This window comes from Massilioclostridium coli (assembly GCF_900095865.1).
GTDB lineage: Bacteria > Bacillota > Clostridia > Oscillospirales > Ruminococcaceae > Massilioclostridium > Massilioclostridium facile.
The window spans coordinates 1,488,229-1,510,121 of record NZ_FMIZ01000007.1 but is presented as its reverse complement, the minus strand read 5'-3'; the positions used below and the strand labels follow the sequence as shown (position 1 = coordinate 1,510,121).

At 42.6% G+C, this 21,893-nt stretch carries 14 protein-coding genes and 1 pseudogene; all 15 read left to right on the top strand.

The window, feature by feature from the left end; translation table 11 throughout:
• The first annotated feature begins 65 nt into the window (after positions 1-65).
• The 15 genes and pseudogenes from BQ2683_RS11925 to BQ2683_RS11855 all read left to right on the top strand — a co-directional run bounded on the left by BQ2683_RS11925 (position 66) and on the right by BQ2683_RS11855 (position 21,878).
• Positions 66-692 carry a CHC2 zinc finger domain-containing protein gene (locus tag BQ2683_RS11925; RefSeq protein ID WP_069989218.1) on the top strand — a complete coding sequence of 209 codons (627 nt, stop codon included), beginning with the start codon at positions 66-68 and terminating at the stop codon, positions 690-692.
• Complete coding sequence (locus BQ2683_RS11920; protein WP_069989217.1) at positions 649-1,980, top strand: virulence-associated E family protein; 1,332 nt, start codon at positions 649-651, stop codon at positions 1,978-1,980. The genes BQ2683_RS11925 and BQ2683_RS11920 overlap by 44 nt, the downstream gene beginning before the upstream one ends.
• A 252-nt stretch (positions 1,981-2,232) precedes the next feature.
• The gene (locus BQ2683_RS11915; protein WP_069989216.1) at positions 2,233-2,418 is read left to right on the top strand and encodes a transposon-encoded TnpW family protein; all 186 of its coding nucleotides are present in this window, start codon (positions 2,233-2,235) and stop codon (positions 2,416-2,418) included.
• A 73-nt stretch (positions 2,419-2,491) separates the two neighbouring features.
• Positions 2,492-3,808, top strand: a pseudogene (locus BQ2683_RS11910) (VirD4-like conjugal transfer protein, CD1115 family); the annotation flags it as partial.
• Positions 3,809-3,933: 125 nt separating this feature from the next.
• Positions 3,934-4,149: a Maff2 family mobile element protein gene (locus tag BQ2683_RS11905; protein WP_069989215.1), complete on the top strand. Its 216-nt coding sequence runs from the start codon at positions 3,934-3,936 to the stop codon at positions 4,147-4,149.
• 24 nt (positions 4,150-4,173) lie between these two features.
• On the top strand, positions 4,174-5,043 hold the full coding sequence (locus tag BQ2683_RS11900) for a VirB6/TrbL-like conjugal transfer protein, CD1112 family (RefSeq protein ID WP_069989214.1): 870 nt from the start codon (positions 4,174-4,176) through the stop codon (positions 5,041-5,043).
• A 17-nt stretch (positions 5,044-5,060) separates the two neighbouring features.
• Positions 5,061-5,429 (top strand): PrgI family protein, encoded by a 369-nt coding sequence (locus tag BQ2683_RS11895; protein WP_069989213.1) that lies wholly within the window; start codon positions 5,061-5,063, stop codon positions 5,427-5,429.
• Positions 5,410-8,232, top strand: coding sequence for a VirB4-like conjugal transfer ATPase, CD1110 family (locus BQ2683_RS11890; RefSeq protein ID WP_069989212.1), 2,823 nt, complete (start codon positions 5,410-5,412; stop codon positions 8,230-8,232). The genes BQ2683_RS11895 and BQ2683_RS11890 overlap by 20 nt, the downstream gene beginning before the upstream one ends.
• A gap of 45 nt (positions 8,233-8,277) precedes the next feature.
• Complete coding sequence (locus BQ2683_RS11885) at positions 8,278-8,601, top strand: hypothetical protein (RefSeq protein ID WP_069989211.1); 324 nt, start codon at positions 8,278-8,280, stop codon at positions 8,599-8,601.
• A 30-nt stretch (positions 8,602-8,631) separates the two neighbouring features.
• Positions 8,632-11,100: a C40 family peptidase gene (locus BQ2683_RS13935; protein WP_069989210.1), complete on the top strand. Its 2,469-nt coding sequence runs from the start codon at positions 8,632-8,634 to the stop codon at positions 11,098-11,100.
• Between the two features lie 15 nt (positions 11,101-11,115).
• Entirely contained in the window at positions 11,116-11,448 is a 333-nt protein-coding gene (locus tag BQ2683_RS11875) for a DUF4315 family protein (RefSeq protein ID WP_069989209.1), read from the top strand.
• Complete coding sequence (locus tag BQ2683_RS11870) at positions 11,438-12,133, top strand: CD1107 family mobile element protein (RefSeq protein ID WP_069989208.1); 696 nt, start codon at positions 11,438-11,440, stop codon at positions 12,131-12,133. Before BQ2683_RS11875 ends, BQ2683_RS11870 begins: the two co-directional genes overlap by 11 nt.
• A gap of 88 nt (positions 12,134-12,221) precedes the next feature.
• Positions 12,222-14,318 carry a DNA topoisomerase 3 gene (locus tag BQ2683_RS11865; protein WP_069989207.1) on the top strand — a complete coding sequence of 699 codons (2,097 nt, stop codon included), beginning with the start codon at positions 12,222-12,224 and terminating at the stop codon, positions 14,316-14,318.
• A gap of 29 nt (positions 14,319-14,347) precedes the next feature.
• Positions 14,348-21,523, top strand: a complete 7,176-nt coding sequence (locus BQ2683_RS13975; protein WP_069989206.1) for an Eco57I restriction-modification methylase domain-containing protein — start codon at positions 14,348-14,350, stop codon at positions 21,521-21,523.
• Positions 21,504-21,878 carry a TnpV protein gene (locus tag BQ2683_RS11855; protein ID WP_001129922.1) on the top strand — a complete coding sequence of 125 codons (375 nt, stop codon included), beginning with the start codon at positions 21,504-21,506 and terminating at the stop codon, positions 21,876-21,878. The genes BQ2683_RS13975 and BQ2683_RS11855 overlap by 20 nt, the downstream gene beginning before the upstream one ends.
• The last annotated feature ends 15 nt before the right edge of the window (positions 21,879-21,893 follow it).

Sequence of the window (21,893 nt, the reverse complement as noted above, 5' to 3'; positions counted from 1 at the left end):
AGGCACTTGCCGTTTTCTTTGCGAAAATGTCGAGTGCCTTTTTTGTTTCCCGAAAGGATGATGCAATGAATGTATTTGAAGCAGTAAAAGGCAATGTTACCACCCGACAGGCGGCAGAGATGTACGGCATCCGTGTCAACCGTCACGGCATGGCAGTCTGCCCGTTCCACAATGACAAAAATCCGAGCATGAAAGTGGATATGCGTTTTCATTGTTTCGCTTGTCAAGCGGACGGAGATGCAGTTGATTTTGTTTCCCGACTGTTCGGACTGCCGAGCAAAGAAGCCGCCATGAAATTGGCTGATGATTTTGGTATCTGCTATGACAGCAGACAGAAGCCATCCGTCAGACCCAAGATAAGAGAACCCACCCCCGAACAGAGATACCAACAGGAAGAAAACCGATGCTACAAGGTGCTGACCGATTACTTCCACTCTCTCCGAGCATGGAAACAGCAGTACGCACCGAAACAGCCGGAGGATGAATGGCATCCCCTGTTCGTGGAAGCCCTGCAAAGAGAAAGCTATATCGAATATCTGCTTGATATTCTCTTGTACGGCACTCCCGAAGAAAAGAAAGCTCTGGTTGCCGAGCAAAGAAAAGAGGTGATGAAACTTGAACAGCGATTTGCAGACCCCACAGCCAACCATGACCGTGGAAGAAGTCAGAGGAAGTCTGGACTTGACCGATAGCGGAGCTATCAAGAACAGCATAAGGAACTGTCTGACGGTATTTCAGAATGACCCATATCTGCAAGGTGCTGTCAGGTACAACATTCTCACGGAGCGTATCGACATTGTAAAGCCCCTTTGGTGGAGCAAGCAGACAGCGACACTCAATGATACAGATCTGAATTATCTGATGCTCTATCTGGAAGATAAATACGGACTGACGAGCGAGAAGAAAATCCAGAAAGCTATCTCCATTGTCGCTGACTGCAATAAGTACCACCCCATCCGTGACTATCTGAACAGTCTGGAATGGGACGGCACAGAACGCATCCGCTACGCTCTGACCCGTTTCCTCGGTGCAGAGGACAGCGAGTACACCTATCAATGTTTGCGACTGTTCATGTTGGGAGCTATCAGCAGAGTGTTCAAACCCGGATGCAAATTTGAAGTCATGCTCTGCCTTGTTGGTGGGCAAGGTGCAGGAAAGTCCACTTTCTTCCGTCTGCTGGCAGTCAAGGACGAATGGTTTTCCGATGACCTAAAGAAGATTGACGATGACAATGTTTACCGCAAGATGCAGGGGCATTGGATAATCGAAATGTCGGAAATGATTGCCACAGCCAATGCCAAGAGCATTGAGGATATTAAGTCCTTTATCAGCAGAGCGAAAGAAACCTATAAAGTGCCGTATGAAACCCATCCGGCAGACAGGCTCCGTCAATGCGTGTTCGGCGGTTCTTCCAATACGATGGACTTCCTGCCCCTTGACCGAAGCGGCAACCGTAGGTTCCTGCCCATCATGGTACACCCCGAAAATGCCGTGGTTCACATTCTGGAAGATGAAGCTGCATCCAGAGCGTTCATTGACCTTATGTGGGCAGAAGCCATGTTCATCTATCACAATTTCCCTGTAAAGCTGACCTTATCCAAGGATATGGACAAGGAACTGAAAGAACTGCAAAAGCAATTCATGCCGGAGGACACCAAGGCAGGACTGATACAGTCTTTCCTTGATAATTACAACGGCACACAGGTCTGCTCCAAGCTGATCTATGCAGAAGCTCTGAACCATCCCTTTGACGAGCCGAAGCAATGGGAAATCCGAGAAATCAACGAGATTATGAACAACAGCATCGAGGGATGGACACCATTTTCAAATCCCCGTATCTTTGCTAAGTACGGCAGACAGCGAGGATGGGAACGCACCCCACCGTCCGGCAACGAGCTATCGGCAACAGGCTCAAATTTGCTTGACGGTTTTCGGGAACTGACCGAGGAAGAAGCCCGACAGATGGAACTTCCATTCTGAAAAACTGACCGTGTTGCCGAGCCAGTTGCTATCCCGTTGCCGACCCCGTTGCAGGGCTAATCCCTTAAAACCCCTTTATTTACAAGGAGTTTTCTTCTCCGGCAACGAAAGCAACGGAGAAATCAAAGAAAAAAGTAAAAATAGTAAAAGAGCCAGATAGGACTATGTTTGAGGTTTTTTGAAGCCCGTTGCCGGACTTCGTTGCCGACCCTCACACCCTGTCTGGCTTTTTCCATTTCAAGGAGGTATTCAATGGCAAAAACAAAGAACACAGCACCCACAACCACCGAGCAGACCGCACCCGTCCTTGTCAGAAAGATTGGAAAGACCACCTACATGGTGGGCATCCATTTCAGTCAGACGAGCAAGGAAACAATGGACGATAAGGTGCTACGCCTTATCAAAAACGACATTCGCAACGCCGCCATGTGCGGATAAAACCATCGTCAAGGCAGGATGTGAGTTGTTCATAAAATGTTTGCAAATAAAATGCACATTCTGTCTTGACGAAACGCTTCCGAAGGGAACGATTATTATTGAGTGCGGCATGATGTTAGTAAGGAATGGATATAGGATAAAAGTGCTGAATACCATCAACTTTTCAAAGAGTATGCACTACAATCCTTTCCATTACATCCGGTCAGAAAAGGATATTTTAAAATTGGTGAATACGATTATGGTAAATACAAAAGGGGAAGGCGAGAAGTCCAGTGAAGATTTCTGGAGTAAAGCGGAACGCCTTTTATACTGTGCTTTGATTGGTTATATCTGGTATGAAGCACCGGAGGAAGAACAGAACTTTGCGACACTGCTTGAATTTATCAATGCCAGTGAAACAAGGGAAGATGACGAAACCTTTAAAAATGCAGTGGATATGCTGTTTGAGGAACTGGAAAAAACAGAGCCGGAACACTTTGCTGTACGTCAGTATAAAAAATATAAATTAGCCGCCGGCAAAACGGCAAAGTCGATTTTGATTTCCTGTGGTGCCAGACTTGCACCATTTGATATTGCGGAACTTCGTGAGATTATGAGTTACGATGAAATGGAACTGGATATGATGGGAGATCAGAGGTCTGCATTGTTTGTTATTATCTCGGATACAGATGATACCTTTAACTTTGTGGTAGCAATGATGTACAGTCAGTTATTCAATTTATTATGCGACAGGGCAGATGATGTACACCATGGCAGACTGCCGTATCATGTAAGAATCCTCTGTGACGAGTTCGCAAATATCGGACAAATTCCGAAGTTCGACAAGCTGATCGCAACCATACGAAGCAGAGAAATATCTGCTTCTATTATACTCCAGTCGCAGTCACAGTTAAAGACTATTTATAAAGATGCTGCAGAAACCATTTTAGGGAATTGTGACACAATGCTGTTCCTTGGAGGAAAAGAAAGTTCCACCTTAAAAGAGATTTCAGAAACACTTGGTAAGGAAACCATTGATTTATATAATACTTCGGATACGAGAGGGCAGAGCCGTTCTTACGGGATGAACTATCAGAAAACCGGAAAAGAACTGATGAGCAGAGATGAACTTGCGGTGATGGATGGAAATAAGTGTATCCTCCAGCTAAGAGGTGTCCGTCCGTTTTTCAGTGACAAGTATGATATTACAAAACATAAACGCTATAAGGAACTGTCTGATTACGATAAACGCAATGAATTTGATGTGGAAGCGTACATGAGACACAGAATGGAAGTAAAACTTACAAGGTCAGAGGAGTTTGACCTGTATGTGTTCTCAGGGGACAGTCTTATGGAACAGGAAAATAGTGAAAACAAGGAAGCGGAGCATGTAGAAAATCCAACTACATAGCTCTTTTTCTTTGCCCTTTTGGGAGGTGAGAGGATGCACAGGTATGAACGACCGCCCATCAGGGCAGAGCCGGTTAGAATACAGCAGGAATTTATGAGCAAAAAACTTGAGAGGAGATAAAACATATGTCGTTTTTTAATTCAGCAATCAATATTTTACAGACACTTGTAGTAGCAATCGGAGCAGGTCTTGCAGTATGGGGAGTTATTAATCTTCTGGAAGGATACGGCAACGACAATCCTGGGGCTAAGTCACAGGGAATCAAGCAGCTTATGGCTGGTGGTGGTGTGGCACTGATCGGAACACAGTTGGTACCACTGTTATCCGGATTGTTCGGTTAAGTGCAAAAAGAGAGGAGATAACTCATGGATCGTATATTTGAGGCGATTGAAACATGGATGAGGGATCTTCTGACAGGCATGGTAAGTTCCAACCTGACAACAATGTATACCGATGTCAATGAAAAGACAGGTGAGATTGCTGCTCAGGTTGGGCAGACACCGCAGGGCTGGAATGGGAACATTTTCAGCATGATACAGAATCTTTCCGATTCGGTAATTGTTCCGATTGCCGGTATGATTATCACTTTTGTACTTTGTTATGAATTGATTTCCATGCTCACAGAAAAAAATAACATGCATGATTTGGACACATGGATGTTCTTTAAATATTTTTTCAAGATGTGGGTGGCAGTCTGGATTGTCAGCCACACGTTCACAATTACTATGGCGGTATTTGATGTCGGACAGACGGTGGTAAGCCGGGCGGCAGGTGTCATCAGTTCTGATACAGCGATCAATATAGATACGATGATCAGTACGATGGAAACAGCTATGGAATCTATGGAAATCGGTGAACTTGTCATACTGGCACTGGAAACGATGCTGGTGAGCCTGTGTATGAAGATTATATCTGTATTGATCACAGTTATTTTGTATGGACGAATGATTGAGATTTATCTGTATTCCTCGGTCGGTGCAATACCATTTGCAACGATGTCAAACAGGGAATGGGGACAGATTGGAAACAACTATCTGCGGGGATTATTTGCACTGGCATTTCAGGGATTTTTCATGATGGTTTGTGTGGGAATCTACGCAGTCCTTGTGGCAAATATCCAGATGTCAGATAACGTACATTCCGCATTGTTTGGTGTGATGGCATATACAGTGATTCTGTGTTTCAGTCTGATGAAAACAGGTAATTTTGCAAAAAGTGTGTTTAATGCCCATTAGCAGGAAGGGGGAAAATGATGGCTTTTGTATCTGTACCAAAAGATCTGACCAAAGTAAAAAACAAGATTATTTTAAATCTTACCAAAAGACAGCTTATCTGTTTTGGACTTGCGGCAGCAGTGGGAGTACCGTTTTATTTTTTGACCAGAGGAGTGATCGGTTCCAGTAATGCTGCAACCGGAATGTGTCTTCTGATGCTTCCGGCATTTGTATTTGCCATGTATGAGAAGGATGGGCTTCCGTTAGAAAAAGTTCTGAAGAATATAATTGTGGTCCGGTTTATCCGGCCATCTGTAAGGAAGTATCAGGTGGAAAATATGTATGAGAAAAAACAGAGGATAGTCAGAAAGAAAGGAGGAAGGGAACGTGTTAAAAAGAAAAAATAAGAAAGCATTGCCAGAACAGTTGGAGGACAGTTTATATCCGGATGATTACTGGCTGGATAAGGAAGATGGGCAGGAAGTTTCAGAACCACTGCCAGATGGAGAAAATCCAGTGAGCGGAAAGTTACGCAAAGAACCGATGGTAACTGGTTATGAAGCACTGGAAAGACAAAGAGGTGTCCGCAGACCCAAAAGGAAGATAACCAGAAGGGAAAAGAAAGCATTAAAACAGGCACAGAAATATGAAGCAAAGCTGCGTAAAGAGCAGGAAAGGGCAGATAAGAAAAGTGAAAAAAGAGAAGCAAAACTTGCTGAAAAAGCAGAAAAAGAAGCCAAGCGTCAGGCAAAAAAAGACGCAAAAAAGAGAAAAAGTAAACAGGCTTCCACATCCGGGCAAAAAGCGGCAGGAAACAGGAAACCTGTAAAGACAGGGACAAATAAGACAGCAGTGAAAGCAGATACAGCAAAGGAAAAACAGATTTCAGCACAGCAGTCTATTCCATATCATGAGATGGCAAAGGATGGGATCTGCCGGGTGCAGGATAAGTTTTATTCAAAAACGATCCGGTTTTATGACATCAACTATCAGTTGGCACAGAATGAGGATAAGAACGCAATCTTTGAAAACTGGTGTGATTTTTTAAATTACTTTGACAGCACTATTCATTTTCAGTTGTCTTTTATCAATCAGCACAGTAACATGGCGGAATTTGAAAAAGTTATCCTTATCAAGCCACAGGATGATGAATTTGATGAGCTGCGTATGGAATTTGCACAGATGTTAAAGAATCAGCTTTCCAAAGGAAATAATGGATTGCTCCGTACCAAATATATTACATTTGGCATTGAAGCGGACAGCATCCGGGAAGCAAAACCGAAGCTGGAGAGGATTGAATCGGATATTCTCAATAACTTTAAGATTCTTGGAGTTTCGGCTTATCCACTAAATGGAGAAGAAAGACTTCAGATCATGTATGAAACCTTTAATCAGGACAGTAAGGTTCCGTTCCATTTTTCTTATGATGATGTGCTTCGGACAGGACTGAGTACCAAAGATTATGTTGCTCCGACCAGTTTTGTGTTTAAAAATGGCAGGGATTTTCAGATGGGTGGTACGATAGGGGCTGTTTCTTATTTGCAGATTCTTGCACCGGAGCTTACTGACAAGATGCTTGCGGAATTTCTGGAAATGGACTGTAACCTGATGGTCAATCTCCATATCCAATCTATCGACCAGATGAAGGCGATTAAACTGGTAAAGAGTAAGGTAACAGATATTAACAGGATGAAAATTGAGGAGCAGAAAAAAGCGGTACGTTCCGGATATGACATGGACATTATCCCATCAGACTTAAATACATACGGTGGGGAAGCAAAAAGGCTTCTGGAAGATTTACAGTCCAGAAATGAGAGAATGTTCCTTGTGACGGTATTGTTTTTAAATACTGCACAGACGAAGCAGGAACTTGAAAATGTGGTATTTCAGACTGCAGGAATTGCACAGAAATATAATTGTGCGTTGAAACGTCTGGACTATCAGCAGGAGCCGGGACTGATGAGCTGTCTGCCTCTTGGGATGAATCTGGTTCCGATCAAAAGGGCACTGACTACAACATCCACAGCAATTTTTGTCCCGTTTACCACACAGGAATTATTTATGGGTGGGGAATCTATTTATTATGGATTAAATGCCCTTTCCAATAATCTGATCATGGCAGACCGAAAGAAGTTAAAGAACCCGAATGGTCTGATACTTGGTACACCGGGTTCTGGTAAATCCTTTGCTGCAAAACGTGAAATTGCCAATGCTTTTATTGTGACAAGAGATGATATTATCGTCTGCGATCCAGAAGGGGAATATTACCCACTTGTTCGGGCATTTCATGGACAGGTTATCAGGATTTCGCCAACCAGTCATGATTATATTAATCCGATGGACATTAACCTTGATTATGCAGATGATGATGACCCGTTATCTCTAAAGTCAGATTTTATCCTGTCTTTATGCGAGTTGATCGTGGGAGGTAAAAATGGTCTGGAACCAGTGGAAATGACTATCATTGACCGTTGTGTGCGTCTGGTTTATCAGGATTATCTTTCTGACCCAGTGCCAGAGAATATGCCAATACTGGAAGATTTATACAATCTTCTCCGGGAGCAGAAAGAGCAGGAAGCACAGCGGCTTGCTACTTCCCTTGAAATTTATGTTAATGGTTCTCTGAAAGTATTTAATCACAGAACAAACGTGGAACTGAATAACCGTATGGTCTGCTTTGACATTAAAGACCTTGGGAAACAGTTGAAAAAACTGGGGATGCTCATTGTACAGGATCAGGTCTGGAATAGAGTAACAATCAATCGCTCTGCAAATAAGAGTACCCGATATTATATTGATGAGTTTCATTTGCTGCTGAAAGAAGAACAGACAGCAGCATACAGTGTGGAAATTTGGAAGCGATTCCGTAAGTGGGGTGGTATCCCGACAGGTATTACACAGAATGTCAAGGATTTGCTTGCATCAAGGGAAATTGAAAATATCTTTGAAAACTCTGATTTTATCCTGATGCTGAATCAGGCTTCCGGGGACAGACAGATTCTTGCGAAACAGTTGAACATTTCTCCACATCAGCTTTCTTATGTTACCAACAGTGGAGAAGGTGAGGGACTTGTTTTTTATGGAAGTACGATTATTCCATTCAAGGATAAATTCGATAATTCACTGATGCTGTATGCACTCATGACTTCCAAACCAGATGAAGTAGAAAAGCGGAAGCGTCTTGGAATCGGGGAAAGAGATGAAGAGTAGTTGTAAAAAAGATAGCACAAAACAGAGAAAACGGAGGATTACAGAATGGAAAATAATTGTATGGCAAATCCATGTGAAGGATGCACAGAAGAGGCTTGTGTAGAAATGATGAAAAAACTGCAGGCCGATGAAAAGGTTAAGCAGCTTTTAGAGGCAGGAAAGGACAGCAACGGTGAAGAAGTATTTGGTGAAATGTTGGATGATATGCTTTTCCTGTCAGAAATGATTGACTTACAGCAGGTGCTTTTTTATCTGAGAGAAAAGGAAGGGCTGAGTGAAAGGATGCTGGATATGCTTTTGACTTCGATTCTTTCTAATGTAGATGAAATCTCACATAAATGGGAAGTGTACAAAGACAAAGCGAATTAAAGAAAAACCGCAGCAAAGGGGATGGTGAAATTGCAGGAGCATGAATATAAAGCCAGAGATAAAACCGTCCATAAGATGAGCAGGGATGGTCTTAGGGAAGAAAACCTGCATAACAAGGAAGAAAAACGGATCACCAGTCGTGATGAGGATATAGAAGTTTCCAGAAATCCGAAAAAAGAAGAAGATTTCGGAAAAAATCGACGGGAGCGAATAACGGAAAATAAAGATATACCGACCAGAAAGAAACCCTCTGATATAACCAGATACAGTATAGATGAAGAACAAAAAGTGAAAATGGAACAAGATCTGGGGAATGAGGATGCGAAGGAAGATATGTCTTTAACGGAAGATTCCGGGCCAGATAAACATGCCGTATTTCGTACAGAAAGTATCCGGGGACAGCCAAGAAGTGAACGTGCTGCTCTGGAAACCGCAGTGGACAGCAGAAAACTTAGACAGAGAAAAATGGTCAGAGATTACGCAGAAAGAGAAAAACGGAAGGAAAAGGAGGCTTCCAGACAACAAAAAACTGCGGAAAAAGAAAATATCCGTTATCGTGAAACATCTCAGGTTACAGAAGAATCACTGGAAGGATTTCAGGATGAGATCAAAGGTAAGGTAAAGCGGGAACGGATACTGAAAGAACAGAAAAAACAGTCCCGGCTTTCTTTTGGAGATGAAGGGGATGGCATGGTACATGGAGCAGGAACCGGAATCCGCAAATCAGCTTCGGCAGTGAAAAATGCTGCTTTTACTGTGGGACACTGGAAAGCCCATGAAGCAGAAGATGATAACGCTGCTGTGGAAGGGGCACACAGGATGGAACTTGCGGGGGAAAGTCTTGCAAGAAAGTCCATTTATGTCCGGCAGCGATTGAGGGAAAGCAGGAAACAATCTGCCCGTCTGACAGAAAATATGCTGGATGAAGCAGAAAATAGCAGGCTGATGTTTGATGCTGCTTACGGAAATCAGGCAAAAAATGCAGTGAAGAGAGAAGCTGACCAGAAGAAAAAATCAGCACTTCAAAAATTACTACAGAAAAAACGATACCAAAAGCAGTGCCGGGCGGCAAAAGAAAGTAAAAAAGCCAAAGATGCGGCAATCACATCGGCACAAAGATTTACAGAAAAAACAAAAGATGCAGTCAAAATGGTGGCGGCACAAAACAAAGGAATCTTTGCTACAGTAGCTCTTTTTGGACTGATTTTTGTTCTGATAGTAGCCAGTTTTTCCAGTTGTAGTGCAGTTTTGCAGGGTGGTTCTTCAGCGATCATTTCAACCAGTTATTCCAGTACGGATGAAGATATTTATGCTGCAGAAAATGCGTATAAAGCTCTGGAGGAGGCATTGAACACACAGATCAATCAAATAGAATCCAGGCATCCGGATTATGATGAATACCGTTATCAGATTGATGAGATCGGACACAATCCATATCAGCTTATTTCTTATCTGACAGTGAAATATGGCGGTTTTACTTATGCCGAAGTCGCAGACGAGATAAAAGAAATCTTTCAGCAGCAATATGGAATCAATACACAGTCTACCAGAGAAACTGTAACAGAAACAAAAACTGTCCGGGTTGGAGAATCATTGGGACAGGTTGTTACCAGTGGATATTGCAACTGTTCCATCTGCTGTGGTCAGTGGAGTGGCGGACCGACCGCAAGTGGAGCAATGCCTACCGCAAACCACACGATTGCCGTAGATGCGACAAATCCTTTTGTTCCGATCGGTACTCATGTAGTGATGAATGGCGTGGAATATGTGGTAGAAGATACCGGAGCTTTCGCAAGATATGGTGTGCAGTTTGATGTTTATTATGATAATCATGCGGCGGCATCTGCCCATGGACATCAGACATGGGAGGCTTACATAGCTGACAGCAACGGAAGTCAGGAAGTGGAAGTGACAACAACAAAAGAAGTGAACCGTCTGGATGTTACTATGACCAATCATAATCTGGATACGGTGTTAAGAAGCCGTATGACAGAAGAGGAACAGGAAAGATACGATGCGTATAACCGATATTATGGAAACAGGGATTACCTGTTTGACCTGAATTCCATTCCGACAGGAAGTAGTGGTTTTGGCTATACGATTCCTGGTGAAGCGTTATCTGACCCGCAATTCGCAAAGATGATACGGGAAGCAGAGAAATATCTGGGAGTGCCTTATGTATGGGGTGGTTATTCTCCAAGTGGTTTTGACTGTTCTGGATTTGTAAGCTGGGTAATCAATAATTGTGGAAATGGGTGGAACATAGGAAGGTGTACTGCCGATGAACTTCGTTCTCATTGTTCACAGGTATCCCCATCAGAAGCAAAACCGGGAGATCTGATTTTCTTCCAGGGAACTTATAACACAAGCGGAGCGAGTCATGTAGGAATTTATGTTGGCAACAATATGATGATACATTGCGGAAAGCCGGTACAGTATACAAGCATTGCAAGTTCTTACTGGCAGGAACATTTTATGGCATTTGGTCGTCTGCATTAGGAGGTGACAGGGTAGATGAATATGAAGTTAAAAAAAGTTCTGGATGATATTCAGAAAACAGAAGAAAAGATTGCAGAACTGCAGAAGCATCTGAAAAAGCAGAATGATTTAAAACAGCAGATGGAGGACATAGAAATTATCAAATCTTTCCGTTCACTGAAGCTGGACAGCAGGGAACTTCTTGTACTGCTTGATGGGATTCAGAAAGGAACGGCAACGATTCGGCTGGATGAAGAAGGCGGTATTGCAATAGAAGATGCAAGAGAAAAGAAAGACGGAAACAAAGAAAATAACAAAGGATCTGATGTACAGATACCGGAAAGAGAGGGCTTAGAACATGAAAAATAAAGTAGTAAAAAAACTGATGATGATTGTAATGGCAGTTACAATGCTTTCGGGATTTTCGTTTGCAACTGTATATGCAAATGCTGATCCGCCTGCGGAAGAAACAACTACCGAGGTTGTGGCAGAAACATCATCGGAGGCAACCACAGAAGAAAATACGGAGGATACGGGCAGAGTGATCGCAGAAAGTGATTCCTCTGCCTTTTCTACGCCGGGAAATGCACAACTGGTCGATGATAAGGAAAATGATGATACAAAGCAGTTCCTTACCATCCAGACAAAAAAGGGAAATACTTTTTATATGGTAATTGACCGTTCCAGCACATCAGAAAATGTCTATATGATGTCGTTGGTTGATGAAAATGACCTTGCAGAATTCCTGGATGAAACAGAGGACAGCAAGACAGAGGAAGAACAGAAGGTAGTGATTCCGGAAACAACCACAGAAACAACACCTGCTGTGGAAAAAGAAACAGAAGAAGAAACAACGCAGAAAAATACAGGCGGTGCAGACATCTGGAAACTCTGTACCATTGTATTAGCAGGGGGACTTGGTATTGGTGCAGTGGTTGTATATCTGAAATATGGTCGTAAAAAAGAAGATGGTTTTGTCAGTGAACAACTTGAATTTACAGACGGACCGTTTATTAATGAAGAACAGGAAAATGAAGATGGACAGGAAGATTAAGATTTCTGTTCTCTGAGGTTTAGCACAGAAAAATAAGATACAGGAAAGGGACAGCTACTCTGGCTGTCCTTTTCAGAAAGGACGAAAAATGGCGAGATTTTTAGTGATTGCAGAAAAACCAAGTGTAGCACAAAGTTATGCGAAAAATTTGTCTGCATATAAAAAACAGGACGGGTATATGGAGGGAGAAAACTGCCTTGTGAGCTGGTGTCTTGGACATCTGGCAGAATATGCACGACCGGAAGAATATGATGAAAGATATGCGAAATGGCAGTTTGATGACCTGCCGATCATTCCTGAAACGTGGAAGCTACAGGTGTCAGCAGATAAAAAGAAGCAGTTTTCAGTATTAAAGGATCTGATGAACCGGGAAGATATAGAGTATCTGGTAAATGGCTGTGATGCAGGACGGGAAGGAGAATTGATCTTCCAGAGAGTATATGATCTGTCCGGATGTAGAAAACCAGTCAGACGATTATGGATCAGCTCTATGGAAGATGAAGCAATACGAAATGGTTTCCATGAGATGAAAGATGCCGGCTTTTACAGTAACCTTTGCATGGCGGCGGTATGCAGGGCACAGGCAGACTGGCTGATTGGAATGAACGCTACCAGAGCTTATACGACAAAGTATTATAAAAAACTGGTAGTTGGAAGAGTACAGACACCAACTCTTGCCATGCTGACGGAACGGCAGGACAGGATTGAGCATTTTCAGAAAGAAACCTTTTACAGAGTGGAACTGACAGATGGAAAGCTCGTTGCCGTATCAGAGAACATTACCAATAAAGCAGACGCAGAACTTCTGGTAGCATTATGCGACGGTTCTGAGGCAATTATTACAGAGCTAAAAAGAGAACAGAAGAAAGTATCCCCTCCTAAATTATATGATCTGACAAGCCTGCAGAGGGAAGCGAACCGGTATTTTGGATTTACGGCAAAGAAAACGCTTGATCTTTTACAGGAATTATATGAAGAAAAGCTGGTAACGTATCCGAGGACAGACAGCCGCTTTGTTACAGAAGATATGATTGGAACAGTAGAAGAACTGGCAGGGAAAATGCCGTTGATGCTGCCTTTTGTAGAATATGGGCAGTTAGGACATAACATAAAAAGAGTTGTAAATAATGAAAAGGTATCTGACCATCACGCTATTCTTCCGACAAAAGAGGCTGTGGAAAAAGGAATCATGGATTTGTCAGAGGATAAAAAGAATCTGATGATACTGATTGGACAGCAGGTACTTCAGGCAGTCGGGGAAGATTATCTGTATGAACAGACAGATGTTACTGTGAACTGTCAGAAAAATGAGTTTACTGCCAGAGGAAAAACAGCGGTGCAGATGGGATTTAAAGACGTGGAAAAAGCCTTTCGCAGTCATTGTGTAAAAACGGAGAAAGAGGATTCAGACAGACAGTTGGAAATTCCATACGGATACCAGAAAGGTATGCAGCTTTTTAATGTCAAGGCAGAAACAAGTATCCATTATACTTCTCCACCGAAATCATTCAATGAAGATACGCTTCTTGCAGCAATGGAAACAGCAGGTAATAAAGAATTTGATGAAAAGACAGAGAAAAAAGGGCTTGGAACACCTGCAACGAGAGCCAGCACCATTGAAAAACTGGTGGCATCCGGATATGCACAGCGAAAGGGGAAACAGATTATTCCAACAGCAGAGGGCAGGGAACTCATTCGTGTAATGCCAGAGAATTTAAAATCTGCAGGACTGACAGCCGAATGGGAGAACAGGCTTTTGCTGATGGAACGAGGGGAGCTTAATGGAGAACAGTTCATGGATGATATTGTAACCATGCTGGAAGAAATCCTGAATGGCTGCAGAAAAATCCCAGAGGAAGAAAGAAATCGTTTTCAGACAGCAAAAGAATTAATTGGGAAATGCCCGGTCTGCGGTTCTGATATTTTTGAGGGGAAAAGGAATTTTTACTGCTCGAACCGTCAGTGTGATTTTGCTCTTTGGAAGGATAACCGATTTTTAGAAGGTATGGAGAAGAAACTGGACAAGAAAATGGCAAAAGAACTTCTGGATAAGGCTTGTACCCATGTAAAAGGGTTATATTCCAAAAAGAAAGACTCCAGGTTTGATGCAGATCTTCTGATGACATTGGAAAATGGAAAGCCGAAATTTCATTTGGAATTTCCGAAAAGAAAGCATAAAGGATAAAGCAAAAATTAAAGATTGGAGGAAGAGACATGGCAAGAGTACAGGAGATTCGTGGTATGGCAGAATGGTATGCCACTGACATAGCCAGTTCCCCGGCAGACTGGATGAAATATCTGGATACTGCCGCCAGATTATACCGTTATTCCTTTACTGACCAGCTTCTCATTTATGCACAGCGTCCACAGGCAACTGCATGTGCATCCCTGGAATTGTGGAATGAGAAGATGATGAGATGGGTAAACCGAGGGGCAAAAGGAATTGCTTTGCTGGATGAAACAGGGACAAAAGCAAAAATCCGGTATGTGTTCGATATAAAAGATACCCATATGGTACAGGGCGGCAGATCACCATACCTGTGGCAGCTTCAGGAACATCAGAGGGGAGAAGTGCTTGCACATCTTTCTGATGTTTATAATCTGGAAGAGAAAGATACGGCAGATCTGGCAGATGCGTTGATGTCTGTGGCAAAAGAGATGGTCAATGAAAATCTGGAGGATTATCTGGATGGCTTATCGTATGCAACAGAAGGAACCTATCTGGAAGACCTGGATGAAGGGACGATTCGGAACGATTTCCGGCAGCTTGCAACGGACAGTGTATATTATATGCTTGCAAGAAGATGCGGACTTGATCCTATGTTGATTCTTGAAGAAGAGGATTTCATGCACATCACCGATTATAACAGGCTTTCCGTATTGACTTTTCTTGGAAATGCTGCAAGCCAGCTCGCTGAGAGTGTACTGATTGATATTGGAAAAACGGTACATAAAATTTCTCTGGAAGAAATCAGGAAAGGTCTTGAAAATTCTGAAGAGAGGAATTATAATAACTTTAACACGTTAATGCGTGAAAACAAAATACAGGACACAGAAGAGAGAATAAATGATATTGAGGATAATGAAGGAGGAACTGACTATGGAACTGACCTATCATCGCAAGGGGGACTACCTGTTTCCGAACCTGACCGTAGAGGAAGAAGAAGTGACAATCGGGAAATACGGGATGCTGAGGAGAACATTTCTGAAGGAACACAAGAACAGCCTTTACCAGAGCCTTTTCCTGACAGGGAAGCTGAACAAGCATCTTTTGGAGATCGAGAAAGCGGCTCAGGAGAGAATGGAGAGCCAGATGGAGAAATTGCTGAAGAACAAACCGGCACCGGACAAGGAAGCCGATCCGATGGCATGGACAGCACATATGAACGCACTGACAGCAATAGCAGAAGAGAGCATCTTGACGGAATTGGTATACAGTTAGTTACAGATACAGGAGAAGATGGATTGAGTGAAGCAGAGGAAGAAATCGCCTCTGCTTTATCTTTGCCCGAATTACCAACTGTAAATCAGCAGATCCGGAAGATTGAGGAGCATATGTCTGCCCTGTATGCCGGGGAAATCCCAATTCCGGAAGAAGTTGTGGATGAAATCCTCCGTACCGGAAGTAATAAGAGTAAAAGCCAGTTACGGCTTATCTACAATTTTATGAGTGAACAGTCAGCAGAAGATTATACAGAATTTGTGAAGCGTGAATATGGCATCGGTGGCAAAGGTCTTAAAATTAATGGAAACGAGTATTCTGTGTGGTTTGATGAAACAGGGATGCAGATTGCCGTAGGACATACGGTGAACGATCGACTTTTAGATAAGGCTTTTTTATCATGGGAGGATGTCAGTGGACGTATCCATCAGTTATTAAAACAGGGAGAATACGCACCACAGTCTGTCCTTGATGCAGCAAGGGAAAATGCCTTGCAGGAACACGCACAAGTGCTTGCCTACATGGAAACTGATATTGTGGATGATCTGTCTGAACTGGTATTTTCAGCAGATGATATGAAGATTTTTCATAATGGTTATCCGGAAAAGACAGATGCTCTGGCGGAAAAGCTGGATGATGCAGAGTGGCTTTCCGAATTAAATGAAAGACTGGAAGGTCTGGCTGAAATGTATGACATAGACAAATCCATCATGCGTTTTCATTATTATAAACCAACCCTTGTTTCTGAGCAGTTTCAGAAATTTGCCGAAGAAGTCATTCCCTATCAGGCAAGAGAGGGATTTGCTTGGAAAGAACAGGAAATATTTATCACGCAGGATGAGATTGATGCTTTCCTTGCAAGAGGTGGAGCTTTTTCAGAAGGAAGGCTTCGCATATATTCTTTTTATCTGCGGCATCAGGATGAACAGGAGAGAACAAATTTTATGAAAGAGCAGTATGGCATTGGAGGACAGAGCCATGCCCTTTCCAGAGCGGACAATTCCTATGCAGATTACAATGGAAAAGGATTACAGCTTTCCAGAGGAAATCCGGGTGCATACCATACAAAAGAAGAACTGAGCTGGCAGAAAGTGGCAAAAAGAGTGGATTATCTCATAAAAAATGACCATTTTCTTCAAGCCGGAGACTACGCTCATATGCCGGAATATGAACGATACCAGATGGCAATGCGGGTGATTAATTTTTATAACAGACTGCCACAGGAAATTGAGCGTCCATTTACGGATGAACTTTTGCATGAGGAAGCAAGAAAACAGGTGCCAAGGATGCTGGCAGATGAAGAAATGGCACAGGAATTGTTACAGAAGATGGATGCAGCTCTTGCAGAACTACCCTTGGATTTTGAAGCCTATGGGACAAATTACAACGAGAAAGCACAAAGTCTGTCAATACTCCATCAGTATGTAGAGGGAACGTACACTATATTTCCAACCAAGGAACTGGAACAGCCGACCATAGAGTTAAGCGGTCATCAGATGTCCATGTTTGATTATCTGGATACGAAAGCATATATGGAACCGGATGTTGTAGACATGCAGGATGTAGAGGAAACGGTGGAATCGGTTTTAGACGAAACGGAAGAAGAAACTGATGAGATTGAACAGTCAGAAATTTCAGAAGAAAACGATACAATGGTGCAGTCAGAAATACCGGAAACTCCTGTGGAAACGGCGGAAAAATCAGCAGGTGCAATAGCTGACCAATGGGAACAGGGTGTTTTTGAATATCAGGGATACCATTTTGAAGCAGTTGGTGTCTTGTCTGATGGGCTGGAAGGAAAAGAATTGGTTGCGCAGACACGTTCCAATACGGAACTGCATTTGTCAACGTACCATACAGAAGATTTCCCTAAGTATTCCTATGATGAATTTTATGCTGTCAGCAATGCCCCGGATGCGGATATATTCCGATGTCTGGAAACAGGAAAAAACTATATTCCGGGAGAAAATGAGCTGTTTGGCTATGAGGGAGAATTTCAACCATATATCAGACAGGAAAAAACAAAGATTGTGACTATGCCACATAACTTCCGTATTGAAGATAATGACCTTGGTGCAGGCGGTCCGAAAGCAAAATATAAAGCGAATATAGAAGCAATCCGTTTATTACAGACTTTGGAGAAAGAAGAACGTTTGGCAACACCAGAAGAACAGGAAGTATTATCCCATTATGTTGGCTGGGGCGGTATCCCACAGGCATTTGAAGAAAACAACGGAAGCTGGGCAAATGAGTACAGCGAACTGAAAAATACGCTGACTTCAGGAGAGTATAGTGCAGCAAGAGCATCCACCCTAAATGCGTTTTATACTTCTCCGACAGTGATACATAGTATGTATGAAGCATTGGAAAATATGGGATTTACAAAAGGAAACATTCTGGAACCATCCTGTGGAGTAGGAAATTTCATGGGACTTATCCCGGAAAGCATGAGTAAGGCAAAAATGTATGGTGTGGAACTTGACCCGGTATCCGGCAGAATCGCCAGACAGTTATATCAGAAAAACCAGATTGCCATACAGGGATTTGAAACAACACAGTTTCAGGATAGTTTCTTTGACTGTGTGATTGGTAATGTACCGTTTGGAGCGTACCAGGTAAATGACAAAAGATACGACAGGCATCATTTTCTGATTCATGATTATTTCATTGCAAAATCTCTTGATCTTGTGCGTCCAGGCGGTGTGGTTGCAGTTGTGACTTCCAGTGGAACCATGGATAAACAGAATCCGGCAGTCAGACAATATATTGCAAACAGGGCAGAGCTGCTGGGTGCGATCAGGCTTCCCAATAATGCTTTTCAGAGAAATGCAAATACAAATGTTGTATCAGATATTCTGTTTTTTCAGAAAAGGGACAGGGCGGCAATCGAGGAGCCAGAATGGGTAAACCTAAAGACGACAGAGGAAGGCTATTCTGTAAATGCGTATTTTGCAGAGCATCCGGAAATGGTTCTTGGTGAATTTACCACAGAAAGTACCCAGTATGGTAAGCAGGAAGTTACTGTAAAACCAAAAGAAGGCATTACTCTTGAAGAACAGTTAAAGAAAGCTGTACAGAATATTCATGGAACAATCACAGAAATGGAATTTTCAGATAGCGAGTTAGAGGAACAGGTAGTTTCTATTCCGGCAGATCCAGATGTGAAGAACTTTAGCTTTGCTGTTTTGGATGATGACATTTATTACAGGGAAAATTCTGTGATGAATAAAGTAGAACTTCCAATGGCAACTACAGAACGAGTAAAAGGCATGGTGAAGATGCGTGACGCAACAAATAAATTGTTACAGCGTCAGATGGAAGACTGCGGTGATCAGGAAGTTGAAGAACTTCAAAAAGATTTGAATGAAATTTATGATTCCTTTACTGCAAAATATGGTTTGCTTAGCAGTAATGCAAACAAAAGGGCATTTAGTCAGGATAGCAGCTATTGTCTTCTGACTTCACTGGAATTTCTGGATGAGCAGGGCAACCTCAAAAGAAAAGCAGATATTTTTACAAAAAGGACAATCCGTCATGCTCAGGCAGTTACTTCGGTGGATACCGCCAGTGAAGCATTGGCAGTGTCTATTGGAGAAAAGGCACAGGTTGATCTTGCTTATATGTCACAGCTTACCGGGAAAACAGAAGCAGAACTGACGGAAGAACTGACAGGTGTGATATTTAGGAATCCGCTAAATGAAAAGTGGGAGCCATCTGATGAATATTTGTCTGGAAATGTCCGGGAAAAATTGAAGATTGCCAGAGGATTTGCCGAGAACCGCCCGGAATATGCTGTTAATGTACAATATCTGGAACGAGTGCAGCCAAAAGACCTGGATGCCTCAGAAATTGAAGCAAGACTTGGTGCAACATGGATTTCTCCAGATTATGTGACACAGTTTATGGCAGAAACATTCCATACACCAAGGTATTATATTGGAAGTCGGATAAAAGTCCAGTATGCTGAAGTAACCGGTCAGTGGAATGTTTCGGGAAAGAGTGTGGACAGTTATCAGAATCCACTTGTTACTTCTACTTATGGAACACAGAGAGCAAATGCGTACAGACTGTTAGAAGATGCTTTGAATCTTCGAGATACAAAAATCTATGATACAGTGCAGGATGCGGAAGGGGAACACCGGGAACTGAACCGGAAGGAAACCATGCTGGCACAGCAGAAGCAGGAACTTATAAGGGAAGAATTTAAGTCATGGATTTTCCGGGATATGCACCGAAGGGATGCCCTTTGTCAGATATACAATGAGCGTTTCAACAGTATCCGTCCGAGAGAGTACGATGGCAGTCATATTCAGTTCGAGGGAATGAATCCGGAAATCACGTTGATGCAACATCAGAAAAACGCAGTGGCTCATATTTTATATGGAAATAATACTTTGCTTGCACATTGTGTAGGAGCAGGGAAAACTTTCCAAATGATCGCTGCGGGTATGGAAGCAAAACGTCTTGGACTATCGCAAAAGAATCTTTATGTTGTGCCAAACCATCTGACAGAGCAGTGGGGCAGTGATTTCTTACGTCTGTATCCGGGAGCGAATATTCTGGTAGCAACCAAGAAAGATTTTGAACCGGCAAACCGTAAACGTTTCTGTTCCCGTATAGCAACCGGGGATTATGATGCGGTGATTATCGGGCATACACAATTTGAGAGAATCCCTCTTTCAAGGGAACGTCAGATTGCCATGCTGGAGCAGCAGATAGAGGATATTACCTTTTCTATTGAAGAAGCTGGCAGGGAAGCAGGACAGAATTACAGTGTAAAACAGATGGAAAAAACAAAAAAATCATTGCAGGCAAAACTGCAGAGATTAAATGATCAGACAAGGAAGGATGATGTAGTAACCTTTGAACAGTTAGGCGTAGACAGGCTTTTTGTAGATGAGAGCCACAACTTTAAGAACCTTTTTTTGTATACAAAAATGAGAAATGTTGCAGGTATTTCACAGACGGACGCACAGAAAAGTTCGGATATGTTTATGAAATGCCGTTATATGGATGAACTGACAGGCGGGCGTGGAATTGTTTTTGCGACGGGAACTCCAGTGTCAAATAGTATGACCGAACTGTATACTATCATGCGTTATCTCCAGTATGATACATTGATGCGTATGGGAATGGGACACTTTGATTCCTGGGCGGCAACGTTCGGGGAGACAGTAACCGCAATCGAATTATCACCGGAAGGAACGGGCTATCGTGCAAAAACACGATTTGCCCGTTTTTTCAATCTTCCGGAGCTGATTTCAATTTTTAAAGAAGCTGCAGATATTCAGACTTCTGATATGTTAAATCTTCCAGTGCCGGATGCAGAGTTTATTAATGAGGTATTAAAACCAAGTGAAGAACAGCAGGATATGGTAGCAGCATTTTCAGAACGTGCAGAATCAGTAAGGGCAGGGATGGTAAATCCTACAGAAGACAATATGCTCAAGATTACCAATGATGGAAGAAAATGTGCCCTTGACCAGAGATTATTGAATGAGCTTCTTCCAGATGCGGAAAAAAGCAAAGTCAACACCTGCGTAGAAAATGCCTTTCAGGTATGGGAGGAAGGAAAAGAGCAGAAAACAACACAGTTGATTTTCTGTGACTTATCTACTCCAAAAGGGGATGGAACTTTTAATGTTTATGATGATGTACGAAACAAACTAACAGAAAAAGGAATCCCAAAGGAAGAGATTGCATTTATCCATGAGTACAACACAGAAGTAAAAAAAGCAGAATTATTCGCAAAAGTGAGGGCGGGTCAGGTAAGAATCCTGATGGGTTCCACTCCAAAACTCGGTGCAGGTACCAACGTGCAAGACAGACTCATTGCTCTGCATCATCTGGATTGCCCCTGGAAGCCATCAGATGTAGGACGGATTTTGCGGACATTCAAAATAAAAAAGAATGTGGAGGTAACAGACAATGGCAAAATCATTATTTGAGGAACTGGGCGGCAAATACGAAAGGCAAGGGGATTATTTGATACCGTGCTTAACTGTACCCGCCGAAGAAGAACAGGCAATAGGCATCTGGGGGCAACGGCATTTAGATTATCTAAAACAGTACCGTAAAGTTACATACACCAATCTTCTTACAAGCGGCAGGCTAAACGCCTACCTTGCCGACATCAACAGACAGGCACAGGAACGCTTTGAAAGGCTCATAGAGGGTATGAAACAGGCACAGGGCATAACGGAACAGCTAAAGGCAGAAAACGCCTTAGAATGGACAGGATGCCTCAATAACATAAGGGCTTGTGCGAGGGAGATTGTGGAAAAGGAAATTATTTTTGCATAAACAGATGATTAGTGG